The organism is Rahnella sp. RcJ3 (assembly GCF_009498575.1).
Lineage (GTDB): Bacteria > Pseudomonadota > Gammaproteobacteria > Enterobacterales > Enterobacteriaceae > Rahnella > Rahnella aceris.
This window is the reverse complement of sequence record NZ_QSNX01000009.1, coordinates 212,380-235,450: the sequence shown is the minus strand read 5'-3', so window position 1 is coordinate 235,450 and position 23,071 is coordinate 212,380. Positions and strand designations below refer to the sequence as shown.

The window sequence follows — 23,071 nt, the reverse complement described above, 5'->3', positions numbered from 1 at the left end:
CATGATACCAAATTTACGGCGTCGTGGAGAAATAAGGAGACGCGATGTTTTTAGGAACAGAGCAGCAGCGCCAGACCGGCCTGCGCCATATCGCTCATCTGAAAGAAACTTATTTCGTTCAGAGTAAGAATCAGGTTGAGGTTATTTATGATCAGGCTCCTGAAAAATGGAAACTCACATTATGTTTTCACGCCGGTCTTAAACGCCATCATACCTTACTGACATATTCACAATTAAATGATGAGGAAAAAATGAAAATAATGCAGGCATTATTATCACTTCGCCACTTCACGGCGATATTTAAAAGAGAACTTTACTGATGGCAGACTGGATAGATGAATCGCAGGAGTATCAGTTAAAAATCCTCGAAGCGCAGATTACGCAGGCAACCCGTACCCGGCCTGCACTGTCGGCCTTCTTCTGCGTGGATTGTGATTCTCCGATTGCGGAGCCACGCAGGAAAATCATCCCCGGTGTACAGCGATGTATTGAATGTCAGGAAATTGAGGAGATTAAAAGAAAGAATTACCGCCCCGTATAAAAAGTCTAATTAATATTATTAAAATTAATCATCACGCTGGAAATAATATTATTTCCGGAGAGGATTTTCTATTTTATTTTTCGGAATAAATGTATGTCAGAGAATATCAGAGGCAGAACAATCCCTTCGCCCCCACCTGCATTTAACCGGACACCAGGGCAATATTTTGCGGGTGCCTGGTGGTGGAATGCCCCCCGCGCAGCGCTCAGCAGCCCGCTGGAAAAACCACTGACCCGTGACTTTTGTCAGCGCCAGCAAACGGCCCTTTCTCAGCTGGCAGCACTGCCCCGTTGCGTGCGCACGCCGTTATATCAGCGGTATACATTTTTACTGGAAACTAAAGGAGTGCGCGTGGCGTTTCATTTCCTGATGACAGTTTTCACGCAACGCGTATGGCCGCGTATTAAGCTGGTAAATGCGCGAAACACACTGAATCGTCAAATCTCGCAAAAGCTACTCACTGAAGAAGAAATGTTTAACCGCTTGCCCGATCTTAATGATGACGGTCTGAGAAGGCTGGCCAACAAACTTGCCGTGCAAATGCAGGATGCCTATGAATATCACTGTGAATGCTGGCTGAAAAACCGTCCTGACGAACCCGGCATTTTGTTGCGCGACAGCACACAGCAGGAAATTTACGGGCATGTCGCCGCGATGGCACGTTCCTGCCGCGTACAACCTCTTTACTGGCAGAAATGGCAAAAAGGCCGTATGACAACGCATTCGGCTGTCGCCAGCATTTCACGTCTGGTCAGCGGCGAATGGTGGGAAAAACAGCTGCGTTCAAAACAGCGTTTGTGGCGGGAATCCCTGATGATTGCCTGCGGTTATGTCAGCCGCGCGACATCGCCTTATGCCAGTAAAAACGCCATCCGTGACGTGGTATCACGCCGCTTATCCGCCATCAACTACCTGAAACAGTGCCAGCTCGAAAATGTTGAATCCGGTGAAACGCTGAGTTTGCTGGATACCGTATTGGCCAGCATTTCCAATCCCAAACTTCGTCGTATGGAACTGATGACGCTGATCGCCGGCGTCGAAGATGTCGCTGACCGGCAGCGCGACTGTGGGCTGTTTATTACGCTGACCACGCCGTCAAAATATCATCCGCTGAAAACCACCGGAACCCGTACTGCTCCAATCTTTAATAAGAAATGGGAGCAGCACGCGTTTACCCCCAAAGATGCGCAGCGTTATCTGGTGGCTGTCTGGGCAAAAATCCGTACCACTTTTAAAGACCGGAACCTGAAAGTTTACGGCGTGCGCGTCGTCGAACCGCATCATGACGGCACGCCGCACTGGCACATGATGTTGTTCACACCGCAGCATCAGCAGCAAAAAGTGACAGAGGTTATGCGCCGTTATGCTCTTGAAGAAGATTCGGATGAACCGGGTGCCGCTGAGTCACGTTTCAATTGCAAGCCGCTTAACCGGGGTGGGGCAGCCGGCTATATCGCGAAATACGTCGCCAAGAATATCGATGGATACGCGCTCGATGGCGAAACCGATTTTGACTCTGGACGCTTGCTGACAGATATCGCCACTGCGGTCACCTCCTGGGCCTCGACGTGGCGGATCCCACAATTCCACGCCATCGGTATTCCCTCGGTCGGCGCCTGGCGAGAATGCAGGCGGATCCGCTACCAGAATCTGACCAGCCGTTTTGACGCACGGGTTGAAAACGTGCGCAGCGCTGCCGATGAAGGTGATTTCGCCCGTTATATTCAGGCACAAGGTGGTATTCACATTCCCCGCAAGGCGCAAACGGTTCGCGTTGCCCGTCAACTCAGCGAGGAGAAAAATGCCTACGACGAGCCCCGCAATAAAGTCATCGGCATTTATGCCCCTCATCTGGGCATCTCTCATATTTTTCTGACACACACTGCACAGTGGCGGATTGTCCGTCACCGGCCTTCTTATACGGAAATATCGAAGATTCGTATACCTTGGAGTTCTGTCAATAACTGTGGATCGCCTCCCGCCTGACAAAGTCAGTCATTGATACAAAAACCGCGCCAATAAAAATTCATACATAAATTCAATGGATTATAAATTTTAAAATACTCTGGCTGTTGACGTATCAGATCAATTAAAGAATACTGTATATAAACACAGTATCTGGCGAGGGGAGAAAATGGAAAACCTGACTAAACAACAGTTAACGTTGTCCAGGATACAATTGATCGCAGACATTTCGCAGACGGCGCAATGCAATCCAAAAGAATTCCTGGTCGTGATGTCACTGATCTCAGAGCTGGCCAGCCAGGCGCTGACTGACGAGAACCAGGACGTTGTGTATTGCAACGGGAGCACTGACGACACCCACTGATTGCCAGATCCTGCGGCGGTAGTAGCCAACATTACTGGCGCTTGCCCGACCGGTTTCCCTCCGGACTAAGCGCCCCGCCCTTTCCCTCTCTTCGCTGTCTGCTTACCTGTTGTGCCAGCTGTTTCACATCCCACTCAGATTGCCGCCCGGCGTGCTATTGCGCAGACTGAACTCACCTCCTGACGATTTCACTCACTTGTGGAGAAAGTTCATGAAAGTCTATGCAGAACAGGGCGATACCCTCGATTCTCTTTGCTGGCGCTATTACAACCGCACGGCACTCGTCGTCGAAAAAGTGTATGCCGCCAATATTGGCATCGCGGATTTAGGCCCGTTATTACCTCACGGCACAGCCGTCTTTATGCCCGACATTGCAGAACAACCGGTTCAGGAAACGATCAAATTATGGGACTGAATACGGAGCGCATCAGTTCAGGCTGCGCCTATTTCATCGCCACTTCGCTGACCTGGCTCGCCAGTCTGACATCGCAGGACGTCGCCTTTCTGGTCGGCTCAGCAGTTGGCGTCGGCACGTTTTTGATCAACTGGTACTACCGGCGCAAAAGCTATCAGTTGCTGGCACGTAAAGGTCTGAGCAAAGACGACTATGAAAACCTCAACTCTTAAACGCTGTAGTGCCGCCGTGGTCCTGGGGCTGATGGCAGCACTGCCAGGCTACAGCTCCTTGCAGGTGTCAGAAGAGGGTCTGCGGTTGATCACCGATTTTGAAGGCTGTCAGCTGCAACCCTATCAATGCAGCGCTGGCGTATGGACCAGCGGCATCGGTCATACGGCCGGCGTTAAACCGGCACAGGAAGTCACCGAACATCAGGCCGCTGAAAATCTGCTGGGGGATATTCAGCAGACAGAGCGCGCCGTAAAAAAATGTATGCCGGTGATCATGCCGCAACCGGTTTTTGATGCCGTGGTGTCCTTCAGTTTTAACGTCAGCACCGGTGCCGCCTGTAAATCAACACTGGCGTTTTTCATCAACCAGCAGCAGTGGCAACAAGCCTGCGACCAGTTGCCGCGCTGGGTTTTCGTTAATGGCGAACGCAACCGGGGTCTGGAACGCAGGCGAAATGCCGAACGTACTCTCTGCCTGAAAGGAGTCTGAATGCGTCTGTTAACAGCACTTCTGGCGGGGATGGTTTTACTGGTCGCCATCCTGTTGCTTTCCAATCGCTCATTACAGCACGACCTCAACAATGCCAGTCAGCAACGCGATGCCCTGATTACACAGTTACAACAACGCGAGCAGTTGATCGCCACACTGAACCAGCAAATGCGCCAGCGCGAGCAAGCTGAACTGGCGTTACGCGAAGACCTGAACACCGCCCGGCAAGTGATGCAAAGCCGTGAGCAACAAAGGCAGAGGAGCCTCCATGATGATCCGCAAACCCGTCAGTGGGCTGACAGCAGTCTGCCTGCTGATATCAACCGGTTGCACCAGCGTCCCGCCTTCAGCTCCGCCAGCGATTATTTACGTTGGCTGTCCGGCGGTCAGCTCATGCCCTATTCCGGCCAGCAAACCGGCCACCAATGAAGATCTGAGTACCGACATTCTTCAGCTGGAGTCCGCGCTGATGGATTGCGGCTTACAAATTGAAGCCATCAAAAAGTGTCAGGAGGCACAACATGCAAAAACCGATTCAATTGCAACAACGGCTGATTGAACAGATCCCCTTGCTTGCGGCTACGCCTGAAAAACTGGTGATTGCCACCGGGCCGGGCAATGTGGTGGCCACATCTGCACCTTCGCTTTCTTTTGAGTACCGCTATCCGCTGACAGTGACGATCACTGACGACGCGCTCAGCGAAACGCTGGTCGATCTGGCCGTGGTCACCGTTCTCGACTGGCTGCAGGTTAATCAGCCTGAAATTCTCGGCAACGCCTTGCACCGGCTAAATGATTTTACCTTCACTCAGCAGGAACGAAGCCTCGCTCTGGTGCTGCAACTGACAGAACGCGTCCAGGTAAGTGACAAGGATGAGGTGCGCACCATCACTCATCTCCCGGAACCGCCACTGCCAGAAAATGTGGCGCTGCCGCGTCAGGTTTATCTCAACGGCGAACTGATCAGCAGCTGGACGGTGTAACCCGATAAACCTTGTTGTGTCAGCCGCTGGCGAACGGTCACCGGTTGTCGCTCAACCCTCTGAAACGGCATCCTTTATCCCATGAATACGACTCTTCAACTCAACGACATAATGCGGCTGATTGGCAATCTGGTACGCATCGGCAAAGTCTCCGAACTGGATCTTGCCAACGCCCGCTGCCGCGTCAAAACGGGCAGCAACGTGACAGCCTGGCTGCCGTGGATGACGCATCGCGCCGGACGTACGCGCAGCTGGTGGGCGCCCTCCGTCGGTGAACAGGTTTTGCTGCTCTCGATGGGCGGCGAGCTTAATACGGCATTCGTGTTACCGGCAGTATTTTCTGATGCTTCGCCCGCCCCATCTGCCTCGCCGGACGCCTTTCATCTGGCCTTCCCGGACGGCGCAGTTTTTGAATACGAACCGGCACAAAGCGCTCTGAAAGTGACGGGAATTAAAACAGCCGTGATTAACGCAGCGCAAAAGGTTGAGGTGACCGCACCCGAAATCCGCTGTACCGCCAGCACCCGCATCACGCTCGACACGCCGGAAGTAGTTTGCACCAGCAAACTGACTACCGGATCTCTCGAGGTGAAACAAGGCGGCACGCTGACCGGCAACTTAACCCACAGCGGCGGCAGCCTGACATCCAACGGCATCGTTGTGCACACTCACCGCCACAGCGGTGTTCAGACCGGCGGCGGTCAGACAGGAGGCCCGCAATGAGCAATCCCAAGTACCTGGGGATGAACAGAAACAGCGGTATGGCTATCGAAGATCTCGACCATATCCGCCAGTCCGTGAGCGACATTTTGAATACACCGGTCGGTTCCAGAGTGATGCGCCGCAATTACGGTTCGTTACTTTCTGAGCTGATCGACCAGCCGCAAAACGGCGCACTGCAACTGCAGATGATGGCAATTTGCTACACCGCATTGTTGCAGTGGGAACCCCGCATTTCACTGAATGCCATCACTTTCGAGACCGATTACACCGGCAAGATGGTGGTGGAACTGACCGGAAGCCGTAACGACACGGCAACGGATTTTTCCCTGAATATTCCTGTGAGCTGACACTTATGGCAACGATCGATTTGAGCCAGTTACCGGCCCCCGATGTGGTCGAACAACTGGATTATGAAACCCTGCTTGAAGAACGTAAAACGACGCTGATTTCGCTCTATCCAGCCGATCAGCAGGAGGCCATCAGCCGCACGCTGACGCTGGAATCCGAACCGCTGGTCAAACTGTTGCAGGAGAATGCCTACCGCGAACTGATCCTGCGCCAGCGAGTTAACGAATCCGCCCGCGCCGTGATGGTGGCCTATGCGACGGGCAGTGATCTGGATCAGCTTGCGGCGAATTTCAACGTTCAGCGCCTGGTTTTACAGCCTGCGGATATCAATACAATCCCCCCAAAAGCCGCCGTTCTAGAAGCCGATAGCGATTTACGCGTGCGTATTCCTCAGGCGTTCGAAGGGTTGAGCGTGGCGGGCCCGACCGGAGCTTACGAATATCATGCTCGTTCGGCAGACGGACGCATTGCGGATGCATCGGCTATCAGCCCGTCTCCCGCTGAAGTGACCGTCACTATTTTGTCACGAGACAACGATGGCGTTGCCTCTGATGACTTGCTCATTGCCGTTGAAAAAGCCCTGAACGATGAAGATGTCAGGCCTGTTGCCGATCGCGTCACTGTGCAGGCGGCCGAGATTGTGCCTTATCAGATTGATGCCGTGCTGTATGTCTTGCCCACACCTGAAATTGAGCCTGTTCGCGCGGCCTCTGAAGCGCAGTTAAAAACGTATATCAATACGCAAAGTCGGCTAGGCCGTGATATCCGGCTTTCTGCAATCTATGCCGCTCTGCATGTTGAAGGCGTTCAGCGGGTAGAGCTGTCGTCACCGCTGGCGGATATCGTGCTTGATAAAACTCAGGCGTCACTCTGTACCGGTTACTCACTGACAGTGGGAGGCTCGGATGAGTGATCGTCTGTTACCCTCGGGTTCCACTCAGCTTGAGGTTGCGGCCACGCAGGCGCTATCGCAAATCGGTAATCTCAGCGTTCCTCTGCGTGAACTCTGGGATCCTGATACCTGTCCGCTGGAGCTGCTGCCTTATCTTGCCTGGTCATTTTCGGTCGATCGCTGGGATGAAAACTGGACCGAACCAGCGAAACGCTCTGCAGTTAGCGCGGCCTGGTTCGTTCATAAACATAAAGGAACTATCGGGGCTTTGCGGCGGGTCGTTGAACCGCTGGGATATTTAATTCGCGTCACCGAATGGTGGCAGACCAACGATATTCCGGGCACTTTTCGCCTCGATGTCGGCGTGCTTGAAACGGGCATCACGGAAGAAATGTATCAGGAACTCGAACGTCTGATCACCGATGCCAAACCCTGCAGCCGCCATCTGAACGGTCTCTCCATCAATCTGGATGTCACGGGTGATTTTTATATAGCAGCAGCGACTTACGACGGAGAAGAACTGACGGTTTATCCGTATTTCCCCGAAACCATTACAGCATCCGGATCCGCGTTTACCGGTTCAGCAATCCATTTAATCGACAACCTGAGAGTGAATTATGACAGCTAAATATTATGCCCTGCTGACCAATCTGGGCGCAGCGAAACTGGCCAATGCGACGGCGCTGGGTACGCAACTCAGCCTGACCCAAATGGCGGTCGGTGATGGCGGCGGTACCCTGCCAACACCGGACCCTGCTCAAACGCAATTAATTGGCGAAAAACGCCGGGCGGCGCTCAATTCACTGAGTGTTGATCCGGCAAATACTAATCAGATTATCGCCGAACAAATTATCCCTGAGGATCAGGGCGGATTCTGGATCCGAGAAATTGGCTTATTTGATCAGGACAATACGCTGATTGCTATCGCCAACTGCCCTGAAACCTATAAACCCCAGTTACAGGAAGGCAGTGGCCGGACGCAGACGGTTCGTATGATTTTAGTGGTAAACAGCACTGACGCGGTCACGCTGAAAATTGATCCGTCTGTGGTACTGGCAACACGCAAATATGTCGATGATAAAGTCATTGAGGTTAAGGCCTATGCAGACAGTCTTATGGCTGCTCACCTGGCGGCAGCTTCGCCTCATCCACAATATGAAATACCTGTTGGTATCCCCCTTCCCTGGCCGACAGCAACTCCACCGGCTGGTTGGTTAAAATGTAATGGCGCTGCGTTTGATAAGGCAAAATATCCTAAGCTCGCCGCTGTTTACCCACTGGGTTTGTTGCCTGATTTGCGAGGCGAGTTTATTCGTGGTTGGGATGATGGCCGAGGAGTTGATACCGGACGAGTGATCTATGGCGCTCAGGGAGCTACCGGGATCAGAACCGCGGCGCTGGATTACTTCGGAGTCGATGAGACAGCGGCCGGAGCAACAATAGGCACTTCGTTTGTTGCCGCTGACTCAGCTAGCACTTTACAGCCCGCAGGAGCGAAAAGCCCAGCCAACACTACTCTTGGCTCCATCTTGGCGGACAACAGCATGACCGCCGTACAATCATCCTCCGGTTTGACAAATCCTGCTGGTGTATGGATCACTATGCGTCCTCGTAATATCGCTTTTAATTATATTGTTCGGGCAGCCTGATCCTCTTAAAACGTAAAAACTTCCGGACCTGTGCAAAGAGATAATTATTATTATCTCTTTTTTATTTCCCCTCTCTGTTGTGCCACCGCCCCCACGCCCCTGATCAAATGCGCTTTCTGTTGCGAACCGGCATCCTTGCTTTACCACCCACAACAGAGAGAGTCACCCTGATGGCTGATTATCATCACGGCGTGCGTGTTGTCGAAATCAACGACGGCACCCGCGTTATTTCCACCGTTTCCACAGCAATTATCGGCATGGTTTGTACCGCAGAAGATGCGGATGCGACTGTTTTCCCTTTGAATACCCCGGTTCTGATCACTGACGTTCTGGCGGCCAGCGGTAAAGCGGGCACCAGCGGAACATTGCGTGCCGCGCTTCTGGCGATTGCTGACCAGTGTAAACCGGTCACCGTCGTGGTACGTGTCGCCACGGGTGAAGATGAAGCCGCAACCACCAGCAACATCATTGGCGGTTCTGATGCCAATGGCCGTTACACCGGTATGAAAGCGCTGCTTTCTGCGCAGGCAGAGCTGGGCGTGAAGCCTCGTATTCTGGGTGTTCCTGGTCTGGATAACCAGGCTGTCGCGACCGCGCTGGCAGGTGTTTGTCAGCAGCTGCGTGCGTTCGGTTATGTCAGCGTTTATGGTGCAAAAACCATTTCCGATGCGATCAAATACCGCGACAACTTCAGCCAGCGCGAGCTGATGCTGATCTGGCCAGACTTTGTTAACTGGAATACCACCACCAGCCAGTCTGATATCGCTTATGCCACCGCCCGCGCTCTGGGTTTACGCGCCAAAATTGACCAGGACACTGGCTGGCATAAAACCTTATCCAACGTCGGCGTTAACGGTGTTACCGGTCTGTCCGCCAGTGTCTTCTGGGATTTGCAGGCAACGGGTACCGACGCGGATTTGCTGAACGAAGCCTGTGTGACAACACTGGTGCGCAAAGACGGTTTCCGTTTCTGGGGCAACCGGACCTGCAGCGATGACACACTGTTCCTGTTCGAAAACTACACCCGTACAGCGCAGGTTCTGGCCGACACCATGGCCGAAGCGCACATGTGGGCGGTCGATAAACCAATGACCCCGACACTGGTGCGCGACATGATTGACGGCATCAAAGCCAAAATGCGCGAAATGAAATCAGCGGGTTACATCATTGACGGCGACTGCTGGTATGACGAAACCGCGAACACCGCTGAAACTCTGAAGGCCGGTAAGTTGTATATCGATTACGACTACACTCCGGTTCCTCCACTGGAAGATCTGACCCTGCGCCAGCGTATCACCGACTCTTACCTGGTGAACTTTGCCGCGTCCGTAAACAGCTAAGGAGACAAAAACTCATGGCACTTCCTAAGAAATTGAAATACCTGAACCTGTTTAATGACGGGAACAGCTACCTCGGTCTGGTCTCCTCACTGACGCTGCCGAAACTCACCCGTAAACTGCAAAACTATCGTGGCGGCGGCATGAGCGGTTCGGTCGCGGTGGACTTCGGGCTGGATGACGATGCGCTGACGCTGGAATGGTCCATCGGCGGTCTGGATGAGCTGGTTCTGCAACAATGGGGCAGCACATCAGACATTCCGCTGCGGTTTGCCGGTTCATTGCAGCGCGACGACACCGGTGATGTCTCCGCAGTCGAAGTGATGATGCGCGGCCGTCACAAAGAGTTTGATTTCGGTGAGTACAAACAGGGTGAAGACACTGAAACCAAAGTCACCACCCAGTGTACGTATTTCAAACTGACCATCGATGGCAAAGAGCTGATTGAGATCGACACCGTCAATATGGTCGAAGTCGTCAACGGCGTTGACCGTCTGGCGGAACACCGTACCGCACTCGGCCTGTAATTCCCTCCTAAAGCCGGCAGTCATTGCCGGCTTCATTTCCCACTCAAGCAGGAAAACACATGAACCCGACTGACATTAATGACAACACCGTGATTCTTGACGTTCCGCTCAAACGCGGCGAGATGGAAATCACCGAAGTTCAGGTCACCAGACCCACTGCGGGCAGCTTACGCGGTATCGGTCTTGCGGCACTGGCGAACGCGGATGTAGACGCGCTGATCACCATTTTACCGCGCATCACCTATCCGAACCTGACCAAAGAAGAGTGCTCGCGCCTGGAGCTGCCGGATCTGATTGCGCTGGCAGGTAAGGTGATAGGTTTTTTATCGCCGAAACCGGTGGCGTAAGTATTGCGCCCCGCCTCACCGTGGATGACCTGATGGCAGATATCGCGGTGATATTTCACTGGCCGCCGTCCGAGATGGACGGTATGTCACTCACCGATCTGCTGAACTGGCGACATAAGGCACTGCAACGCAGCGGAGTAAAAACAGATGAGTAATCTCGAACAGTTACCTCACACGCTGGAAAAAATAAATCAGGATCTGGCCGCCTTCAGGGCCGAAACCGACAAGGTCAGAGAAAACCTGCTGATGCTGCCCGGGAAGACATTATTCAGCGTCGTCTCAGAAGACATCACTGATGCTTCCCTTCAGTTTGAAAAGTCGCTTTTCGCCCCGGACAGCGAAACCGAAACGCAGGCATTTTCCGGCCTGAAAAAGGCGGTGGTCAGCCAGCCGGCAGAAAAGTTGCGGCAGCAACGCCCGATGCAAATGGAACAGAAAGGGCTGGAGATCGGGCAACAGTTTAAAAATCGCGAACTGAAAATTGGCCAGTTAAAAAATATCAGCTCATCAGCCCTTTCCTTTGCACAACCGAAACTGGCGCTGGCGCAAACTTTTCTCAAACCGGGTGCAGATCTGGAGGCCGGGCTGGCTGAAGTGCAGTCGGTCCTCGGACTGAAAAATGACGATCCGCACGTTGCCGCTCTGCGTCAGCAAAGTCTTTCGATGGCGGCTTCCGGCCATTCGCCAGCGGAGGTTGTCGCCAGACAGCAGGCATTAGCGAAAGGCGGAATGAATGCCGATCAGGTTCTGGAACAAACACCGGCGGCACTGAATGGCGCAACGCCTGCTGCGCAGATGGCGGTGACCGTGAAAGGCGACAATCTGGATGGCGATATCACTAAGTTATTTGCCACCTGGGACACTATCCGTATCAATCTTTTTGACGGGCAAAGTGCCGCCCTGCGTGAACTGACGCAAACGGCTACCAGCTGGCTGGGCACGATCAATACCTGGATCACCGATAATCCTATGCTGGTGAATTCCCTGCTCGGTCTGGCATTAGGCATCACGGGCATTGTCGGCGGTATGGGTGCGCTCGGCATGGTCATCGCGCCGGTGCTCAGCGGCATCAGTATGCTGATGGCGGGAGCCGGTTTGCTTGGGACTATTTTTACCGGTACCGGTGGCATGATTGCCGCAGCGTTCACGGCCATCGGGTTGCCACTTCTGCCCGTCATCGCACTGATTGCCGGGATCGGGATCGCCGTAGTGAAACTTTGGGAACCGATCAGTGCCTTTGTCGGCGGAGTAATTGACGGATTTACTGCGGCAATGGGGCCAATAAGTGGCGCGTTTACACCGTTCAAAACCGCGCTGGGATGGATTACGGATTTGTTTGAGCCAATCCACTTCACTCAGGACACCCTGAGCGGCTTCACTGATATCGGCAAAGAGGTCGGAGAAGCGATCGCAGAGATTTTCGTCACGCTGAATAAAGCCGTCTCTCAAATCGGCGAAGTCTTTAGCTGGGCGAAAAAAGGATGGGACTCCATTTTTGGTGACAATGAACCCGCTGAACGCCCGGATATTTCAACACCGCCCTTAGATGGCATCTCCCCAACCGGCGGTGCGCTGAACCTGTATCAGCCAGTTAAAAGCAGCGTGGCCAACAACCTGACGGATAACCGGGCAACGACGGTAAATTTAAGTTTCACCGCTACCCCGGAGACGGATCATAACCAGGTCAGAGCCTGGATCGAGGATTCCATTAACCAGCGGGAATGGAACAATACCAACAATCTCCTCAGCCAGTACAACAACGGAGGGATTTACTCATGATGATGTCGCTGGGTTTATTTGTGTTTAAGTTGAGCACGCTGCCCTATCAGAATACGAACCGTCAGGTGAACTATGGCTGGGGGGCGAACGCGCGTTTCGGACAGCGTCCGGTCTCTCAGTTTCTCGGGCTGGGTGAGGAAACGATAAAAATCACCGGGCAATTATTGCCTGAAATGACCGGCGGCATGCGCTATTTGCAGGCACTGCAGAGCATGGCAGATTCAGGGCGGGCATGGCCGCTCATTGAAGGCAGTGGCACGATTTACGGCATGTTCGTTATCAAAAGTATAGCCAATGACAATGCCGAGTTTACTTCCAGCGGCCAGGCGCGAAGCATCAATTTCACGCTCAATCTGACGCGCGTCGATGAATCGCAGGCCGCCATGTTCGGCGATCTGCTGACCCAGGCCGAGGGCTTATATAACAAGGCCAGTTCGGCACTCAACAATTTCGCCAGCGGAGTCTGATCATGCTTACTGATTTGCAGCTACCCGTTGGCGCACGCATCACGCCCGCATTCACGCTGACGATAAAAAATAAGGTGCTGGAAGAAAATATCTCTGCTCGGATCATCAGTTTATCTGTCACGGATAACAGCGGTTTTACCGCAGACACATTGAATTTAACCTTCGATGACAGCGACGGGCAATTGCAAATGCCCGTTCGCGGCACCGTTTTGCATCTGCATCTGGGATGGTCGAAACAGGCGCTCTATGACTGCGGCTATTTCACGGTCGATACAGTCACTCATTCCGGCTCTCCGGACAAAATAGGTGTGGTTGCCCGCAGCGCAGATTTCCGCGGTTCCTTTGATAACAAAATCAGCCAGTCTTACGATGATTACACGCTCGGCGCGATTGTCAGAATCATTTCAAGCCGGAATAAATTAGATCTGCCAGTAATCCCGCAGGAACTTGATAGCGTTAAGATCCCGCATATTGACCAGACCAGCGAAACGGACAGCTACTTTCTCACCCGGCTGGCACAACGTTACGGTGCGCAGGTAACGGTTAAAAACGGCGCAATTTTATTTTTTAAAGCAGGCACCGGTCGAACCTCTTCCGGACAAGCAATCCCCTGGAAAACCATTGTCCGCAGTGACGGCGATAACCACAACTATCAGATGGTCGATAAGAAGGCATACGATGGCGTGAAGGCGCAGTGGCATGATCTCAAAACGGCGACCACCAGCAATGTTGCTCTCAAGCGTTCGCCCGCAGAAGGCAAAGAAGCCCAGCCTGCCAGTTACATCGCGGGATCCGGGACAAATGTTCTTGAACTGGGCAAAATATTTCCTGACGAAGAGACTGCTAAGCGGGCTGCGGATTCAGTGTTCAATCAGATTCAGAATGATGCCGCAACATTCAGCATACGGCTGGCCCTGGGACGTGCTGATTTGAGTGCGCAATCTCCGGTCAATGTGCAAGGGTTTAAAGACGTGATCGACAGTCAGCGCTGGGTGATTGATTCCGCTCTGCATGAGATTAATGAGAAAGGTTTTACTACTAAATTGATTCTGAAACCTTATATTGCAGATATCACTTATCAGTCGTCAATTTTGCAATTATAACTTGCTTTTGCGAGTTATAAGTTCATAATTACCTCATTGCTTACCTGTTATGCCGGAGGTTTTTATGATGCATTGTCCACTTTGCGGAAAAGTAGCCCATACGCGTTCGAGCCGCTATCTGAGTGAATCGACCAAGGAACGCTATCATCAGTGCCAGAATATCAAATGCAGTTGTACTTTTGCGACGCATGAATCAGTCGCCCGGGTTATCTCAAAACCGGGTAGCCAACCTGCCACTGCGTAGCCATTTTGTAGTCACTGATGTAAAAAAAAGGGGTTAGCCGATGGCTAACCCCTTGTTCTATATTAACTAGTAGATGTCGCGTTAGCGATACCTTAGTTAAGACGCTTTTAAGGATGGATATTGATTTATATATATTTTTATTATTTTTCAGCAAGTTAAATCAATACTTACCGCAATGAAATGCAGTGCTATGCAACCTTCGCCGCCACTTTGCCGCCATTTTTGAAAGCTAACGGATTCAAATTTATTGCCTCTTCCAGGTGGTCTGGAGCAAAGTGCGCATAGCGCATTGTTTCGCGAATATTGGCATGACCGAGTATGCGCTGTAGCACCAAAATATTGCCGCCATTCATCATGAAATGAGAGGCAAAAGTGTGTCGTAAGACATGCGTTTTTTGCCCTTCTGGTAATTCGATATCGGTCAGGGCTAGCGCCTTTTTAAACTCTTGATAGCATGGTTTGAACATCTTCCCCTGCATCACTTTTAGTTCATCATATAGCCAGTCTGCGATCGGGACGGTCCGGTTTTTCTTACCCTTGGTTTTAAAAAAAGTCAGTTTATTTGGTGATAATTGAGAACGGCTCAACCCTTCTGCCTCACTCCAGCGCGCTCCTGTTGCTAAGCAAATCTTGACAATACAAGTTAGGTTATCTTTTCCATAGCGTTCACATGCTGCAATCAGTTCCTTGATCTGCGCGTCTGTGAGCCAGGACATTTCCTTTTCTTCTTCTTTAAAGGTTCGCACGCCATCAAGAGGATTAGGTAGCGACCATTCACCTAATCGTTTTAGCTCGTTGAACATAGCATCAAGATACTGTTGCTCTCTGTTCACTGTTATCGGTTTGGCAATCCATTTCTCTGGATTCTCATGATAACCGTTGCTGATCTCTCCACGCAGCCGTTTGCCGCGATATGTAGACCAGTCTTTTGCAGTTAACTGTGAGGCAATTGGATCCTTGAGGCCGTTACAAATAATACGTAACTTCCCCATGCGAGACTTGCCCGCAGAAAGCGTCTGCCCGTGAAGCTTATCCCAAAGCTCAATAAGCTCACTGAGTTTACGCCGATCCTCCTTCTCACCGAGCCACGGCTTATTTTTAGTTTCTTCTAGGGTGAAGGTTTCAAATGCTACAGCCTCCCCTTTGGTAGCAAAGGTTTTGCGCAGGCGCTTTTTGTCGCGCCCGTTTGGGTAGCTTTCAACTAGCCATTGTCCTGAGGGAAGTTTTCTTACGGTCATGCAGCACCTACAAAAGAAATGATGTGATTAGCCATGCTCAAAAAATTAATACATGGCTAATTAGAGATGATTTAATTTTGAACGATACTGACGATGTCACCTGTATTTAAATCTACTCTCGCGGCAACTTGCTCCTTAACAACGGCCCCGTAGGCGTTCTTTCCTTTGAAAGTTGTTTTGACAATACCATGAGGATCCTTTCCTAAAACAATGCTGGATACCGTTTCAACATGCTTGTAAGAGTCATCATCATTCATACTTTTCTTAATGAGTTTTTCAAGTGGGCGGTATGACCCATTCCACCCGCTAAAATTAGCTTGAAATGCATCGAGATTTATACGTTTGGATAAGGCAGCAGGGTTTGTTTCATACTCACCCTCGCACCACCCTAAGACCGTGCTTAAAGGTAGGCTCCCATCTTTCAATAAACTATTTTCACTCATGCACGCATAGAATGAATCACTACTTTTAGTGTCAATTTTTTTAAACTTTACATAGTCGCCAATAATTTCATGTCGTGTCGCCTGAGCTTCGCGTCGATAATCGCTTAAAGATAAATCAGCGTATTCAAATTTAGCTGGTTCCGCGGCCTTCGGCTCACTTTTGGTATTGGTATCTACAGTGGTCTTAGGTGTTGGATCGAGCTTCGCACCAGCTACAGCAGCAACTATGAAGACAACTATATAAACCAAACTTGAGCGTTTTCTATTTGGCATAAGAACAAGTTCAGGTTTAGCAAGCCCAACGAAAAAGGCGATGAATGCTGCAAATGAAATTAATGCTAGTAAAGTTCCCATTTAGATATCCTTAGTTAATAACTATCCCGTATTTATAAATACTCATACTTTAAATAATATTAAGTCCATTTATTTATCAGTCCTTAAACATGTATCTCTGTGGTCGCTATAATCAAACCAATCGCTTTTATATCATCAGAGGAGCATTGAAATTCAGTAGTATCATTTTTTACTTGTAACTTATTACCAGGTAACCTAGAAATACTATAAACATCAACATTATCGTCCAAATCGATAAGCCATTTTCCATTTGCAATTTTTTTAACTGCCATATCTGCAAGCCAAATAAAACGACCTGAATAAATATAGGCTGGCTTACTAATATTTGGTTGCAGTACTTTAGGGTCAGTGAGTACCTCACCAGACTCTTTCATTTGACCGGCGGATAATTGATATTTGCAAACGCTCAATAATTGAGATGATTTTGGTGTTTCACTGGTGTTAGCAATATTTTGGGTTTGTGCCAAATTTAGTACCAGTTGTTGACCGGTAGCTAACCAATACAAAGGCACACCTGTGTCTATTGCACATGTGACTACAACTTCACCAGGAAAGAAGTCACGCCGTATCCACGTACTGATCGTCCCCGAAGATAGCTCAAAGTAATCACCAAGTTCGGTCTGGGTTTTGAACCCGTACGAATCCATGATGCGACGAATTAAGGCCTTTCCGCCTGAGCCATTGAGAAGTTGTTGACGCAATTTGCTACCGCGAATCGGAGGTGGTTCAAACTCACCAATTCTTGCATCTGTGAACTTTCCAAAAACTAACCAAGATAGGTCGGCACCTGTATCTAGCGCGCAGTCAATGATTGCGTTGCCCGAAACGCTGCCCCTTTGCAACCAGTTACTAATACTATTTGATGCAATTCCGAGTTTTTCACTTAACTCTTTTTGAGTCGTAACCCCATAAGAAGAAAGAAGTCTTTCTAAAATCTCGGCAGCATTTCCCTTCTCTGAACGCATAATCACCTCAATACGAACTCAAAAGAGGTTTACATAAACTCTTTTGAGAATTAAAGTGTCGTTCATCGACCAAGATGCGCAACACTGCACTAAAAACACACTTAACCGGAGATAATGCGATATGGCACCCCAAATTGCAACGCAGTCACCCGTTCAATTTCAAGAAATCCCATCATCAATTCCTCAGCTTAACCAGTTAGTTTCATTGCTGGTTCCTGCGTTAGTAGAAGCTTTACTGCCAAACCTAGCTCGTTCTGTTGGTATCAATACCGCTGAATCTGTAACTGTTCGCGACTTTGCATCATCTGCTGGAATCAGTGAACGCCTTGTGTGGCAATGGCTTGAAGACGGCGTTCTATTGGCAGCCCCGACTAAAGACACATCAAAAAGCCGCTCAACCAAAAAAAGCACGGTCACAAAATCACGCACTCTCATCAACATGACGGCCTGGCGTGCTAAGCAACATCAGCAGGCGAAGGATTGTAAGTACATTCGTTAATGATGCGTTTAGTTAATCTTGAGTATTCAAGAATTGCAGGAGAATGTCATGTTTGATTATCGGGTATCTAAACAACCTCATTTTGACACCGCATGTACAGCTTTCGTTAGAAAACATAATGTTGCAGAAATTGCTAAAGAGATGGGCATTAGCTCGCAGGTGCTTAGAAACAAGCTAAATCCTGAACAGCACCACAATTTAAGCTGTCAGGAACTTTTGATTCTTACAGATTTAACAGAAGATCCTACGCTGATCGATGGGCTGCTGGCTCAATTACATTGTATGCCCGCGGTTCCGGTTAATGAGTTGGCAGAGGACAACATTGCGGCCTATACGCTTCATGCAACTGCGGCTCTTGGTTCAGTAGCTGCATGCGCAGTTTCAAAGGAACGCCACACACGCCAGGCTAAAAACGCAATTATGGAAAGCGTGAATGCTGGCATTCGCCATCTTTCGCTGATCGGTTTAGCGATGCAAGGGCGCGTAGAAGCATCACCTGCTCTGGCCTCCGTTGTTGGCGCTGTCGCAAGTGTTGCCACTAACGGGATGGTCTGAACATGGTGATCTCAATTGCTCCGCTGCTAAAACAGCAAAGTCCTTCACGTCATTTCGGCCATGGTTGCATTGAGCTGCCAGGCGGGAAGCGCTGGAGTCCTTTAATCTCAAAAGCCACTGCCCCGCAGGCAGTGAGAAATACAAAGCCGCTTTTAAAGCGCCTTTTTAGTTGAGGTGATTATGTCCTTAATTAATGAAGAGCATATTCAAATAGGCAAAAAACATCTTTCGCGCATTAAAGAGATGTTTGATTTCAGAAAGAATGTAGCGCAGGAAACATTTGATACTCAGCCGCTGCATATGCGCAAAACAATCTGCTTTCACGCTGGCCTGAAAAACCGTCATGTTGAAATGAAGTTTGCAGAATTAACGCCGACTGAAAGGCATCAAGTAGTTGCGGCGCTAAATTCTTTACTGGGATTAACTGAGACCCTGCCGAAATTTATTAGTGAAGACGATTGCAGAATAAATATTAAACACTAACCCGCATTCAAATTAATAGGCGTAAACCCGCCGGGCATTTTTTTGCCCAAAAACAGGAGTTTTACACATGAAAGAAATGATTAATAAATCTCGCCACGGCTTTGCTGGTTTGTCGGTTGTCGGTTTCGATATGGGGTCGGCTGAGGGTGATTACACCGGTGAGCTGACCTTAATGCTTAATGCTGCACGTAATGAAGAACGCGGCAATCGTGCGCAGGTGTTTGCCTCCCGCCTGGAAGCTATCGCCTGTTTCATCATCCAAAAAGAAATGACCGGAACCGAAGCTGCCGAAGCCTTACGCCAGGAAGCCACCCGCATTCAAAATGAAGCGGGAGACCTGCACTAATGATGAAACATGAAGAAGCCACGCCAGAAATGGCGGCAGCAATGGCAAAGCGCATTGATATCGATCTGGCGTTCACCATCATCCCTAAAAAGAACGGCGACCTGATTCTGGCTGAAATCAAGACAGATAAAGAAACCCGTACACAGTATTGTTCCACGCTGGCTGTGTTTCAGTTGAGGTTTTCCCTTGCTACCGAATTCATCAACCGCTGTGTTGATCGCGCTATATGGGCTAAGAAAATCACCAGCGCGGCAACAATGCGCAATGAGTACAACCGCGCTGCCGATCTGGTATTTGCTGCACTGGTAAAACTGCAACAACCGGAGGTGGCAAATGGCTGATGTTATCGACACCGCTCAGGAACGTGCAGACCTGATTCTGGCTGCACAAATACAAGCTGCCCGCGCCCCAGTTGCGGGCGTTTCCGCAATGTTCTGCCTTGATTGTGATCGCCCAATTCCCGAAGAACGCCGCGCAGCTCTGCCTGGTGTCGAGTTTTGCGTGTATTGCAAAGAACTTAGTGAACTCAATGCCAAACACTACCGAGGCAACCAGTGATCATATTCGCGGTGGTGTTGCTTGTATTGGCCGCTATCAATGCGGGCTACCGGCGACACCACCGCCGTGGAAGTCACCCTGCGCGGACGTCACAAAGAAATGGATTTCGGCGAGTACAAGCAGGGTGAAGACACCGAAACCAAAATCACCACCCAGTGTACCTATTTCAAGCTCACGATTGACGGTAAAGACGTGATTGAAGTCGATACCGTGAACATGGTGGAAATCGTCGGCGGCGTTGACCGCGTGGCGGAGCACCGCAAAAACATCGGCCTGTAACCCGTAACCCGCGCCGGACACCGGCGCTTCACTCCCTTTTGAATAAGAGACACCGCTATGTCAGAACACAATGAAAACATCGTTACCCTGGAAGAGCCGATCAAGCGCGGCGACACCCTGATCACTCAGATTGAAATCATCAAGCCGAACGCCGGACACCTGCGCGGGATTGGCCTGGCGGCACTGGCGAATGCCGACGTTGATGCGCTGACCGTCATTCTGCCGCGTATTACCGTGCCGAACCTGACCGCCCAGGACTGCAAAAGCCTGAACCTGCCCGACCTGATTACGCTGGCTGGCAAGGTGATCGGTTTTTTATCGCCGAAGTCGGAACAGTAAAACTCCCTGCGGCACTGACCGTTGATGACCTGATGGCGGACGTGGCGGTGATTTTTCACTGGCCGCCGTCAGAACTGAACCCGATGACGCTGACCGAGCTGCTGGTGTGGCGTCATAAGGCCATGCAGCGCAGCGGAGCCACCGACAGTGAGTAACTTAAAGTTAGAGGTGTTGTTAAAGGCGGTTGACCAGGCGACCCGCCCGTTTAAATCGGTGCAGAACGCCAGTAAGGCGCTGGCCGGAGAGATTAAAAATTCGCAGACCACCCTCAAAGACCTGAACGCCCAGGCCGGAAAGATTGACGGTTTCAGAAAATCCAGCGCGCAGCTCGCCGTCACCGGCCAGAAACTGAAAGACGCTAAAGCGGAAGCGGCGGCGCTGGCGATTCAGTTTAAAAACACCGCCAGCCCGACCCGCGCCCAGGCGCAGGCCATGGAATCGGCGAAGCGCACCGCCGCGCAGTTGCAGACCCAGTTCAACGGGCTGCGCCAATCGGTGCAGCGTCAGCGCACGGAGCTCAGCCAGGCGGGCATCAGCACGCGCACGCTGTCTGACTCTGAGCGCCGCCTGAAAGCCTCCATCAGCGAAACCACCGCGCAGCTCAACCGGCAGCGAGAATCCCTGGCACGGGTGAGCGCGCAGCAGGCCAAACTCAACGCGGTGAAAGGCCGGTATCAGGCCGGTAAACAACTGGCCGGCAGCGTGACCGGTGCGGGTGCGGCCGGTGTCGGGATTGCGACGGCGGGCACGGCGGCGGGTGTCGGGCTGCTGATGCCCGGATTTAACTTTGCGCAGAAAAACTCAGAATTGCAGGCAACGCTCGGCCTGGAAAAAGACTCCGCCGATATGACCGCGCTGCGCACCCAGGCGCGGCAGCTCGGCGACAACACCGCCGCATCGGCTGATGATGCCGCCGCCGCGCAAATCATCGTGGCGAAATCCGGTGCGGACAAGGACGGCATTCTGGCGGCCACGCCGACCATTCTGAATCTGTCCCTGGCAAACAAGCGCACCATGGAGGAAAACGCCACCCTGCTGATGGGCGTGAAGTCTGCGTTTGGTATGACCAATGACACCGTGTCACACATCGGTAACGTGCTTTCATCGGCCATGAATAAGTCTGCCGCCACCTTTGAGGGGCTGTCTGACACCATGACCTATGCCGCACCGGTGGCAAAGCAGGCCGGTATCAGCGTCGAAGAAACGGCGGCGATGGCCGCTGCCCTGGCCGATGCCAAAATCACCGGCTCGATGGCGGGCACCGGTGCGCGTGCGGTCATTACCCGCCTGCAGGCACCGACGGGCACCGCCGCTGCCGCGCTCGGTGAGCTGAAGGTAAAAACGGCGGACAGCAAAGGCAACATGCGCCCGCTGTTTGTCATCCTGAAAGAAATGCAAAAGAGCTTTGCGAAAAACAAGCTCGGCGATGCGCAGCGTGCGCAGTACATGAAAGCCATCTTTGGTGAAGAGGCCAGCTCGTCGGCGATGGTGCTGATGGACGGCGCAACGTCGGGCAAGCTCGACAAGCTTACCCAGGCGTTCAAAACCTCGGACGGCAAAACCGAGGCGCTGGTGGCTGTCATGCAGGACAACCTCGGCGGTGACTTTAAGGAATTTCAGTCCGCCTATGAGGCGGTCGGGACTGACCTGTTTGATCAGCAGGATTCGTCACTGCGCAAACTGGTGCAGACCGCCACCGGCTACGTGCTCAAACTGGATAAGTGGGTGGTGAACAATAAAGCCCTGGCGGCCACGCTCGGTAAAATTGCGGGCGGTGCGCTGCTGATTATCGGCGCGCTGGGCGTGTTTGGCCTGGTGGCCGGTCCGGTTATCAGCGGGATTAATCTGATTGTCGCCGCTGCGGGGATGCTCTGGACAATTCTCGGCACGGTGGGCGGCGCGATTGCAACGGTGATCGGCGGCCTGACATGGCCGATTGTTGCCGTCGGTGTCGCCATTGTCGCCGGTGCGCTGCTCATCCGTAAATACTGGGAGCCGATCAGCGCCTTCTTTGCGGGCGTCATTGAAGGGCTGGGGGTGGCGTTCGAACCGGTGAAAGAGATGTTTGCACCGCTTAAGCCGGTGTTTGACTGGCTGGGGGACAAGCTCAAGGTCTTGTGGCAGTGGTTTAAAGACCTGATCCAACCGGTGAAATCCACGCAGGAAAAGCTGAACAGTTGTAAAGATGCGGGGGTGTCGTTTGGTCGCCTGGTCGCTAACGCACTGACCGCACCGCTGCAGGTGGCTAATAAGCTGCGTAGCAGCGTGGTCTGGCTGCTGGAGAAACTCGGCATCATCAAGGATGAATCGGCAGACATTGATAAAACGGCGGATAAGGCTGACCGGCGTTCGAAGCAATCCGGCGACGGGGATCCGCAAGCGCATCCGCTGGATAATCCTGCCCCCATCACCCCGCCGCCGGGCGGCCTGCTGGGTGGCGGTTATACGCCGGTGTCCGTCGGCGGCGGGCGCAGCTATATCGACCGCAGCACGCACCATTACACCATTGCCGCCGGTGCGGGTTTAGGCGTCCAGGACACCAGCCGCCAGATCCGCGCCGAGCTGGAAGCCCGTGACCGCGCCCGCGCCGCCCAGCAACGTTCCCGCATGGATAACGATTAAGGAG

Annotated in this window: 36 protein-coding genes and 1 pseudogene; 34 read left to right on the top strand and 3 right to left on the bottom strand. The window is 51.8% G+C overall.

Going from position 1 to position 23,071, the window contains the following annotated elements:
• The first annotated feature begins 44 nt into the window (after window positions 1–44).
• From DXU84_RS14165 to DXU84_RS14060, 23 genes are all read left to right on the top strand, one after another.
• A complete protein-coding gene (locus tag DXU84_RS14165) occupies window positions 45–320 on the top strand; it encodes a DUF5347 family protein (RefSeq protein WP_153376034.1) in 276 nt (91 codons plus the stop codon).
• Window positions 320–541, top strand: coding sequence for a TraR/DksA C4-type zinc finger protein (locus DXU84_RS14160; RefSeq protein WP_013574059.1), 222 nt, complete (start codon window positions 320–322; stop codon window positions 539–541). The genes DXU84_RS14165 and DXU84_RS14160 overlap by 1 nt, the downstream gene beginning before the upstream one ends.
• Before the next feature lie 93 nt (window positions 542–634).
• Complete coding sequence (locus DXU84_RS14155) at window positions 635–2,527, top strand: replication endonuclease (protein ID WP_153376032.1); 1,893 nt, start codon at window positions 635–637, stop codon at window positions 2,525–2,527.
• A gap of 148 nt (window positions 2,528–2,675) precedes the next feature.
• Complete coding sequence (locus DXU84_RS14150) at window positions 2,676–2,870, top strand: hypothetical protein (protein WP_013574057.1); 195 nt, start codon at window positions 2,676–2,678, stop codon at window positions 2,868–2,870.
• 211 nt (window positions 2,871–3,081) lie between these two features.
• The gene (locus DXU84_RS14145) at window positions 3,082–3,285 is read left to right on the top strand and encodes a tail protein X (RefSeq protein ID WP_013574056.1); all 204 of its coding nucleotides are present in this window, start codon (window positions 3,082–3,084) and stop codon (window positions 3,283–3,285) included.
• A complete protein-coding gene (locus tag DXU84_RS14140) occupies window positions 3,276–3,497 on the top strand; it encodes an HP1 family phage holin (RefSeq protein ID WP_013574055.1) in 222 nt (73 codons plus the stop codon). The genes DXU84_RS14145 and DXU84_RS14140 overlap by 10 nt, the downstream gene beginning before the upstream one ends.
• Complete coding sequence (locus DXU84_RS14135; RefSeq protein WP_153376031.1) at window positions 3,478–3,987, top strand: lysozyme; 510 nt, start codon at window positions 3,478–3,480, stop codon at window positions 3,985–3,987. The genes DXU84_RS14140 and DXU84_RS14135 overlap by 20 nt, the downstream gene beginning before the upstream one ends.
• Window positions 3,988–4,416: an Rz-like lysis system protein LysB gene (lysB, locus tag DXU84_RS14130; protein WP_013574053.1), complete on the top strand. Its 429-nt coding sequence runs from the start codon at window positions 3,988–3,990 to the stop codon at window positions 4,414–4,416.
• Entirely contained in the window at window positions 4,298–4,546 is a 249-nt protein-coding gene (gene lysC, locus DXU84_RS25135) for an Rz1-like lysis system protein LysC (RefSeq protein ID WP_228389011.1), read from the top strand. The genes lysB and lysC overlap by 119 nt, the downstream gene beginning before the upstream one ends.
• Complete coding sequence (locus DXU84_RS14125) at window positions 4,509–4,970, top strand: phage tail protein (protein ID WP_013574052.1); 462 nt, start codon at window positions 4,509–4,511, stop codon at window positions 4,968–4,970. Before lysC ends, DXU84_RS14125 begins: the two co-directional genes overlap by 38 nt.
• A gap of 81 nt (window positions 4,971–5,051) precedes the next feature.
• Window positions 5,052–5,693 carry a phage baseplate assembly protein V gene (locus DXU84_RS14120; protein ID WP_013574051.1) on the top strand — a complete coding sequence of 214 codons (642 nt, stop codon included), beginning with the start codon at window positions 5,052–5,054 and terminating at the stop codon, window positions 5,691–5,693.
• Complete coding sequence (locus tag DXU84_RS14115; RefSeq protein WP_013574050.1) at window positions 5,690–6,040, top strand: GPW/gp25 family protein; 351 nt, start codon at window positions 5,690–5,692, stop codon at window positions 6,038–6,040. Before DXU84_RS14120 ends, DXU84_RS14115 begins: the two co-directional genes overlap by 4 nt.
• A 5-nt stretch (window positions 6,041–6,045) precedes the next feature.
• On the top strand, window positions 6,046–6,954 hold the full coding sequence (locus DXU84_RS14110; protein ID WP_153376029.1) for a baseplate assembly protein: 909 nt from the start codon (window positions 6,046–6,048) through the stop codon (window positions 6,952–6,954).
• The gene (locus DXU84_RS14105; protein ID WP_153376027.1) at window positions 6,947–7,561 is read left to right on the top strand and encodes a phage tail protein I; all 615 of its coding nucleotides are present in this window, start codon (window positions 6,947–6,949) and stop codon (window positions 7,559–7,561) included. The genes DXU84_RS14110 and DXU84_RS14105 overlap by 8 nt, the downstream gene beginning before the upstream one ends.
• On the top strand, window positions 7,551–8,582 hold the full coding sequence (locus tag DXU84_RS14100; RefSeq protein ID WP_153376025.1) for a phage tail protein: 1,032 nt from the start codon (window positions 7,551–7,553) through the stop codon (window positions 8,580–8,582). Before DXU84_RS14105 ends, DXU84_RS14100 begins: the two co-directional genes overlap by 11 nt.
• A 170-nt stretch (window positions 8,583–8,752) precedes the next feature.
• On the top strand, window positions 8,753–9,922 hold the full coding sequence (locus DXU84_RS14095) for a phage tail sheath protein (protein ID WP_013574046.1): 1,170 nt from the start codon (window positions 8,753–8,755) through the stop codon (window positions 9,920–9,922).
• 14 nt (window positions 9,923–9,936) lie between these two features.
• Window positions 9,937–10,446, top strand: coding sequence for a phage major tail tube protein (locus DXU84_RS14090; protein WP_013574045.1), 510 nt, complete (start codon window positions 9,937–9,939; stop codon window positions 10,444–10,446).
• Between the two features lie 59 nt (window positions 10,447–10,505).
• The gene (locus DXU84_RS14085) at window positions 10,506–10,793 is read left to right on the top strand and encodes a phage tail assembly protein (RefSeq protein ID WP_113878065.1); all 288 of its coding nucleotides are present in this window, start codon (window positions 10,506–10,508) and stop codon (window positions 10,791–10,793) included.
• 20 nt (window positions 10,794–10,813) lie between these two features.
• Window positions 10,814–10,948 (top strand): GpE family phage tail protein, encoded by a 135-nt coding sequence (locus DXU84_RS14080; protein ID WP_013574043.1) that lies wholly within the window; start codon window positions 10,814–10,816, stop codon window positions 10,946–10,948.
• Window positions 10,941–12,572 (top strand): phage tail tape measure protein, encoded by a 1,632-nt coding sequence (locus DXU84_RS14075; RefSeq protein ID WP_153376023.1) that lies wholly within the window; start codon window positions 10,941–10,943, stop codon window positions 12,570–12,572. Before DXU84_RS14080 ends, DXU84_RS14075 begins: the two co-directional genes overlap by 8 nt.
• Window positions 12,569–13,039, top strand: a complete 471-nt coding sequence (locus DXU84_RS14070; RefSeq protein WP_015689398.1) for a phage tail protein — start codon at window positions 12,569–12,571, stop codon at window positions 13,037–13,039. The genes DXU84_RS14075 and DXU84_RS14070 overlap by 4 nt, the downstream gene beginning before the upstream one ends.
• Before the next feature lie 2 nt (window positions 13,040–13,041).
• A complete protein-coding gene (locus tag DXU84_RS14065; protein ID WP_153376021.1) occupies window positions 13,042–14,142 on the top strand; it encodes a contractile injection system protein, VgrG/Pvc8 family in 1,101 nt (366 codons plus the stop codon).
• A 64-nt stretch (window positions 14,143–14,206) separates the two neighbouring features.
• Window positions 14,207–14,386: an ogr/Delta-like zinc finger family protein gene (locus DXU84_RS14060; protein WP_013574039.1), complete on the top strand. Its 180-nt coding sequence runs from the start codon at window positions 14,207–14,209 to the stop codon at window positions 14,384–14,386.
• Window positions 14,387–14,574: 188 nt separating this feature from the next.
• On the opposite strand, the gene DXU84_RS14055 is transcribed toward DXU84_RS14060, so the two are convergent.
• The 3 genes from DXU84_RS14055 to DXU84_RS14045 all read right to left on the bottom strand — a co-directional run bounded on the left by DXU84_RS14055 (window position 14,575) and on the right by DXU84_RS14045 (window position 17,386).
• A complete protein-coding gene (locus tag DXU84_RS14055) occupies window positions 14,575–15,624 on the bottom strand; it encodes a site-specific integrase (protein ID WP_153376019.1) in 1,050 nt (349 codons plus the stop codon).
• Between the two features lie 71 nt (window positions 15,625–15,695).
• Window positions 15,696–16,421, bottom strand: coding sequence for a hypothetical protein (locus DXU84_RS14050; protein ID WP_153376017.1), 726 nt, complete (start codon window positions 16,419–16,421; stop codon window positions 15,696–15,698).
• A gap of 83 nt (window positions 16,422–16,504) precedes the next feature.
• Window positions 16,505–17,386 carry a phage repressor protein CI gene (locus DXU84_RS14045; protein ID WP_153376015.1) on the bottom strand — a complete coding sequence of 294 codons (882 nt, stop codon included), beginning with the start codon at window positions 17,384–17,386 and terminating at the stop codon, window positions 16,505–16,507.
• Between the two features lie 121 nt (window positions 17,387–17,507).
• On the opposite strand from DXU84_RS14045, the gene DXU84_RS14040 reads away from it, so the two are divergent.
• The 11 genes and pseudogenes from DXU84_RS14040 to DXU84_RS13990 all read left to right on the top strand — a co-directional run bounded on the left by DXU84_RS14040 (window position 17,508) and on the right by DXU84_RS13990 (window position 23,067).
• Window positions 17,508–17,885, top strand: a complete 378-nt coding sequence (locus DXU84_RS14040; protein WP_228389008.1) for a Cro/Cl family transcriptional regulator — start codon at window positions 17,508–17,510, stop codon at window positions 17,883–17,885.
• 48 nt (window positions 17,886–17,933) lie between these two features.
• Entirely contained in the window at window positions 17,934–18,440 is a 507-nt protein-coding gene (locus DXU84_RS14035) for a phage regulatory CII family protein (protein WP_153376013.1), read from the top strand.
• 2 nt (window positions 18,441–18,442) lie between these two features.
• Window positions 18,443–18,613: a phage filamentation protein Fil family protein gene (locus DXU84_RS14030; RefSeq protein WP_153376011.1), complete on the top strand. Its 171-nt coding sequence runs from the start codon at window positions 18,443–18,445 to the stop codon at window positions 18,611–18,613.
• A gap of 7 nt (window positions 18,614–18,620) precedes the next feature.
• Window positions 18,621–18,923: a hypothetical protein gene (locus DXU84_RS14025; protein ID WP_153376009.1), complete on the top strand. Its 303-nt coding sequence runs from the start codon at window positions 18,621–18,623 to the stop codon at window positions 18,921–18,923.
• A 67-nt stretch (window positions 18,924–18,990) separates the two neighbouring features.
• The gene (locus DXU84_RS25400; protein WP_370461779.1) at window positions 18,991–19,269 is read left to right on the top strand and encodes a DUF2732 family protein; all 279 of its coding nucleotides are present in this window, start codon (window positions 18,991–18,993) and stop codon (window positions 19,267–19,269) included.
• On the top strand, window positions 19,269–19,610 hold the full coding sequence (locus tag DXU84_RS14015; RefSeq protein WP_153376006.1) for a DUF5405 family protein: 342 nt from the start codon (window positions 19,269–19,271) through the stop codon (window positions 19,608–19,610). Before DXU84_RS25400 ends, DXU84_RS14015 begins: the two co-directional genes overlap by 1 nt.
• The gene (locus DXU84_RS14010; RefSeq protein WP_153376005.1) at window positions 19,603–19,827 is read left to right on the top strand and encodes a TraR/DksA family transcriptional regulator; all 225 of its coding nucleotides are present in this window, start codon (window positions 19,603–19,605) and stop codon (window positions 19,825–19,827) included. The genes DXU84_RS14015 and DXU84_RS14010 overlap by 8 nt, the downstream gene beginning before the upstream one ends.
• A 48-nt stretch (window positions 19,828–19,875) precedes the next feature.
• Window positions 19,876–20,106 (top strand): annotated as a pseudogene (locus DXU84_RS14005) (phage major tail tube protein); the annotation flags it as partial.
• Between the two features lie 57 nt (window positions 20,107–20,163).
• On the top strand, window positions 20,164–20,445 hold the full coding sequence (locus tag DXU84_RS14000) for a phage tail assembly protein (RefSeq protein ID WP_153376003.1): 282 nt from the start codon (window positions 20,164–20,166) through the stop codon (window positions 20,443–20,445).
• A gap of 32 nt (window positions 20,446–20,477) precedes the next feature.
• On the top strand, window positions 20,478–20,600 hold the full coding sequence (locus DXU84_RS13995) for a GpE family phage tail protein (RefSeq protein ID WP_112150974.1): 123 nt from the start codon (window positions 20,478–20,480) through the stop codon (window positions 20,598–20,600).
• On the top strand, window positions 20,593–23,067 hold the full coding sequence (locus tag DXU84_RS13990; protein WP_370461778.1) for a phage tail tape measure protein: 2,475 nt from the start codon (window positions 20,593–20,595) through the stop codon (window positions 23,065–23,067). The genes DXU84_RS13995 and DXU84_RS13990 overlap by 8 nt, the downstream gene beginning before the upstream one ends.
• Window positions 23,068–23,071 lie beyond the last annotated feature (4 nt).

Excerpts from the sequence above, each read along its gene's own strand:
- DXU84_RS14105 (WP_153376027.1), top strand. The coding sequence starts at position 6,947 with ATGAGTGATCGTCTGTTACCCTCGGGTTCCACTCAGCTTGAGGTTGCG.
- DXU84_RS14050 (WP_153376017.1), bottom strand. The coding sequence starts at position 16,421 with ATGGGAACTTTACTAGCATTAATTTCATTTGCAGCATTCATCGCCTTT.
- DXU84_RS25400 (WP_370461779.1), top strand. The coding sequence starts at position 18,991 with ATGAAAGAAATGATTAATAAATCTCGCCACGGCTTTGCTGGTTTGTCG.
- DXU84_RS14100 (WP_153376025.1), top strand. The coding sequence starts at position 7,551 with ATGACAGCTAAATATTATGCCCTGCTGACCAATCTGGGCGCAGCGAAA.
- DXU84_RS14015 (WP_153376006.1), top strand. The coding sequence starts at position 19,269 with ATGATGAAACATGAAGAAGCCACGCCAGAAATGGCGGCAGCAATGGCA.
- DXU84_RS14165 (WP_153376034.1), top strand. The coding sequence starts at position 45 with ATGTTTTTAGGAACAGAGCAGCAGCGCCAGACCGGCCTGCGCCATATC.
- DXU84_RS14045 (WP_153376015.1), bottom strand. The coding sequence starts at position 17,386 with ATGCGTTCAGAGAAGGGAAATGCTGCCGAGATTTTAGAAAGACTTCTT.
- DXU84_RS13995 (WP_112150974.1), top strand. The coding sequence starts at position 20,478 with ATGGCGGACGTGGCGGTGATTTTTCACTGGCCGCCGTCAGAACTGAAC.
- DXU84_RS14030 (WP_153376011.1), top strand. The coding sequence starts at position 18,443 with ATGGTGATCTCAATTGCTCCGCTGCTAAAACAGCAAAGTCCTTCACGT.
- DXU84_RS14120 (WP_013574051.1), top strand. The coding sequence starts at position 5,052 with ATGAATACGACTCTTCAACTCAACGACATAATGCGGCTGATTGGCAAT.
- DXU84_RS14135 (WP_153376031.1), top strand. The coding sequence starts at position 3,478 with ATGAAAACCTCAACTCTTAAACGCTGTAGTGCCGCCGTGGTCCTGGGG.
- DXU84_RS14010 (WP_153376005.1), top strand. The coding sequence starts at position 19,603 with ATGGCTGATGTTATCGACACCGCTCAGGAACGTGCAGACCTGATTCTG.
- DXU84_RS14145 (WP_013574056.1), top strand. The coding sequence starts at position 3,082 with ATGAAAGTCTATGCAGAACAGGGCGATACCCTCGATTCTCTTTGCTGG.
- DXU84_RS14025 (WP_153376009.1), top strand. The coding sequence starts at position 18,621 with ATGTCCTTAATTAATGAAGAGCATATTCAAATAGGCAAAAAACATCTT.
- DXU84_RS14060 (WP_013574039.1), top strand. The coding sequence starts at position 14,207 with ATGATGCATTGTCCACTTTGCGGAAAAGTAGCCCATACGCGTTCGAGC.
- DXU84_RS14155 (WP_153376032.1), top strand. The coding sequence starts at position 635 with ATGTCAGAGAATATCAGAGGCAGAACAATCCCTTCGCCCCCACCTGCA.
- DXU84_RS14085 (WP_113878065.1), top strand. The coding sequence starts at position 10,506 with ATGAACCCGACTGACATTAATGACAACACCGTGATTCTTGACGTTCCG.
- DXU84_RS14090 (WP_013574045.1), top strand. The coding sequence starts at position 9,937 with ATGGCACTTCCTAAGAAATTGAAATACCTGAACCTGTTTAATGACGGG.
- DXU84_RS14000 (WP_153376003.1), top strand. The coding sequence starts at position 20,164 with ATGTCAGAACACAATGAAAACATCGTTACCCTGGAAGAGCCGATCAAG.
- DXU84_RS14040 (WP_228389008.1), top strand. The coding sequence starts at position 17,508 with ATGGCACCCCAAATTGCAACGCAGTCACCCGTTCAATTTCAAGAAATC.
- DXU84_RS14075 (WP_153376023.1), top strand. The coding sequence starts at position 10,941 with ATGAGTAATCTCGAACAGTTACCTCACACGCTGGAAAAAATAAATCAG.
- DXU84_RS14115 (WP_013574050.1), top strand. The coding sequence starts at position 5,690 with ATGAGCAATCCCAAGTACCTGGGGATGAACAGAAACAGCGGTATGGCT.
- DXU84_RS14150 (WP_013574057.1), top strand. The coding sequence starts at position 2,676 with ATGGAAAACCTGACTAAACAACAGTTAACGTTGTCCAGGATACAATTG.
- DXU84_RS14055 (WP_153376019.1), bottom strand. The coding sequence starts at position 15,624 with ATGACCGTAAGAAAACTTCCCTCAGGACAATGGCTAGTTGAAAGCTAC.
- DXU84_RS14110 (WP_153376029.1), top strand. The coding sequence starts at position 6,046 with ATGGCAACGATCGATTTGAGCCAGTTACCGGCCCCCGATGTGGTCGAA.
- DXU84_RS14095 (WP_013574046.1), top strand. The coding sequence starts at position 8,753 with ATGGCTGATTATCATCACGGCGTGCGTGTTGTCGAAATCAACGACGGC.
- DXU84_RS14035 (WP_153376013.1), top strand. The coding sequence starts at position 17,934 with ATGTTTGATTATCGGGTATCTAAACAACCTCATTTTGACACCGCATGT.
- DXU84_RS14140 (WP_013574055.1), top strand. The coding sequence starts at position 3,276 with ATGGGACTGAATACGGAGCGCATCAGTTCAGGCTGCGCCTATTTCATC.
- lysB (WP_013574053.1), top strand. The coding sequence starts at position 3,988 with ATGCGTCTGTTAACAGCACTTCTGGCGGGGATGGTTTTACTGGTCGCC.
- DXU84_RS14125 (WP_013574052.1), top strand. The coding sequence starts at position 4,509 with ATGCAAAAACCGATTCAATTGCAACAACGGCTGATTGAACAGATCCCC.
- DXU84_RS14065 (WP_153376021.1), top strand. The coding sequence starts at position 13,042 with ATGCTTACTGATTTGCAGCTACCCGTTGGCGCACGCATCACGCCCGCA.
- DXU84_RS14070 (WP_015689398.1), top strand. The coding sequence starts at position 12,569 with ATGATGATGTCGCTGGGTTTATTTGTGTTTAAGTTGAGCACGCTGCCC.
- DXU84_RS14160 (WP_013574059.1), top strand. The coding sequence starts at position 320 with ATGGCAGACTGGATAGATGAATCGCAGGAGTATCAGTTAAAAATCCTC.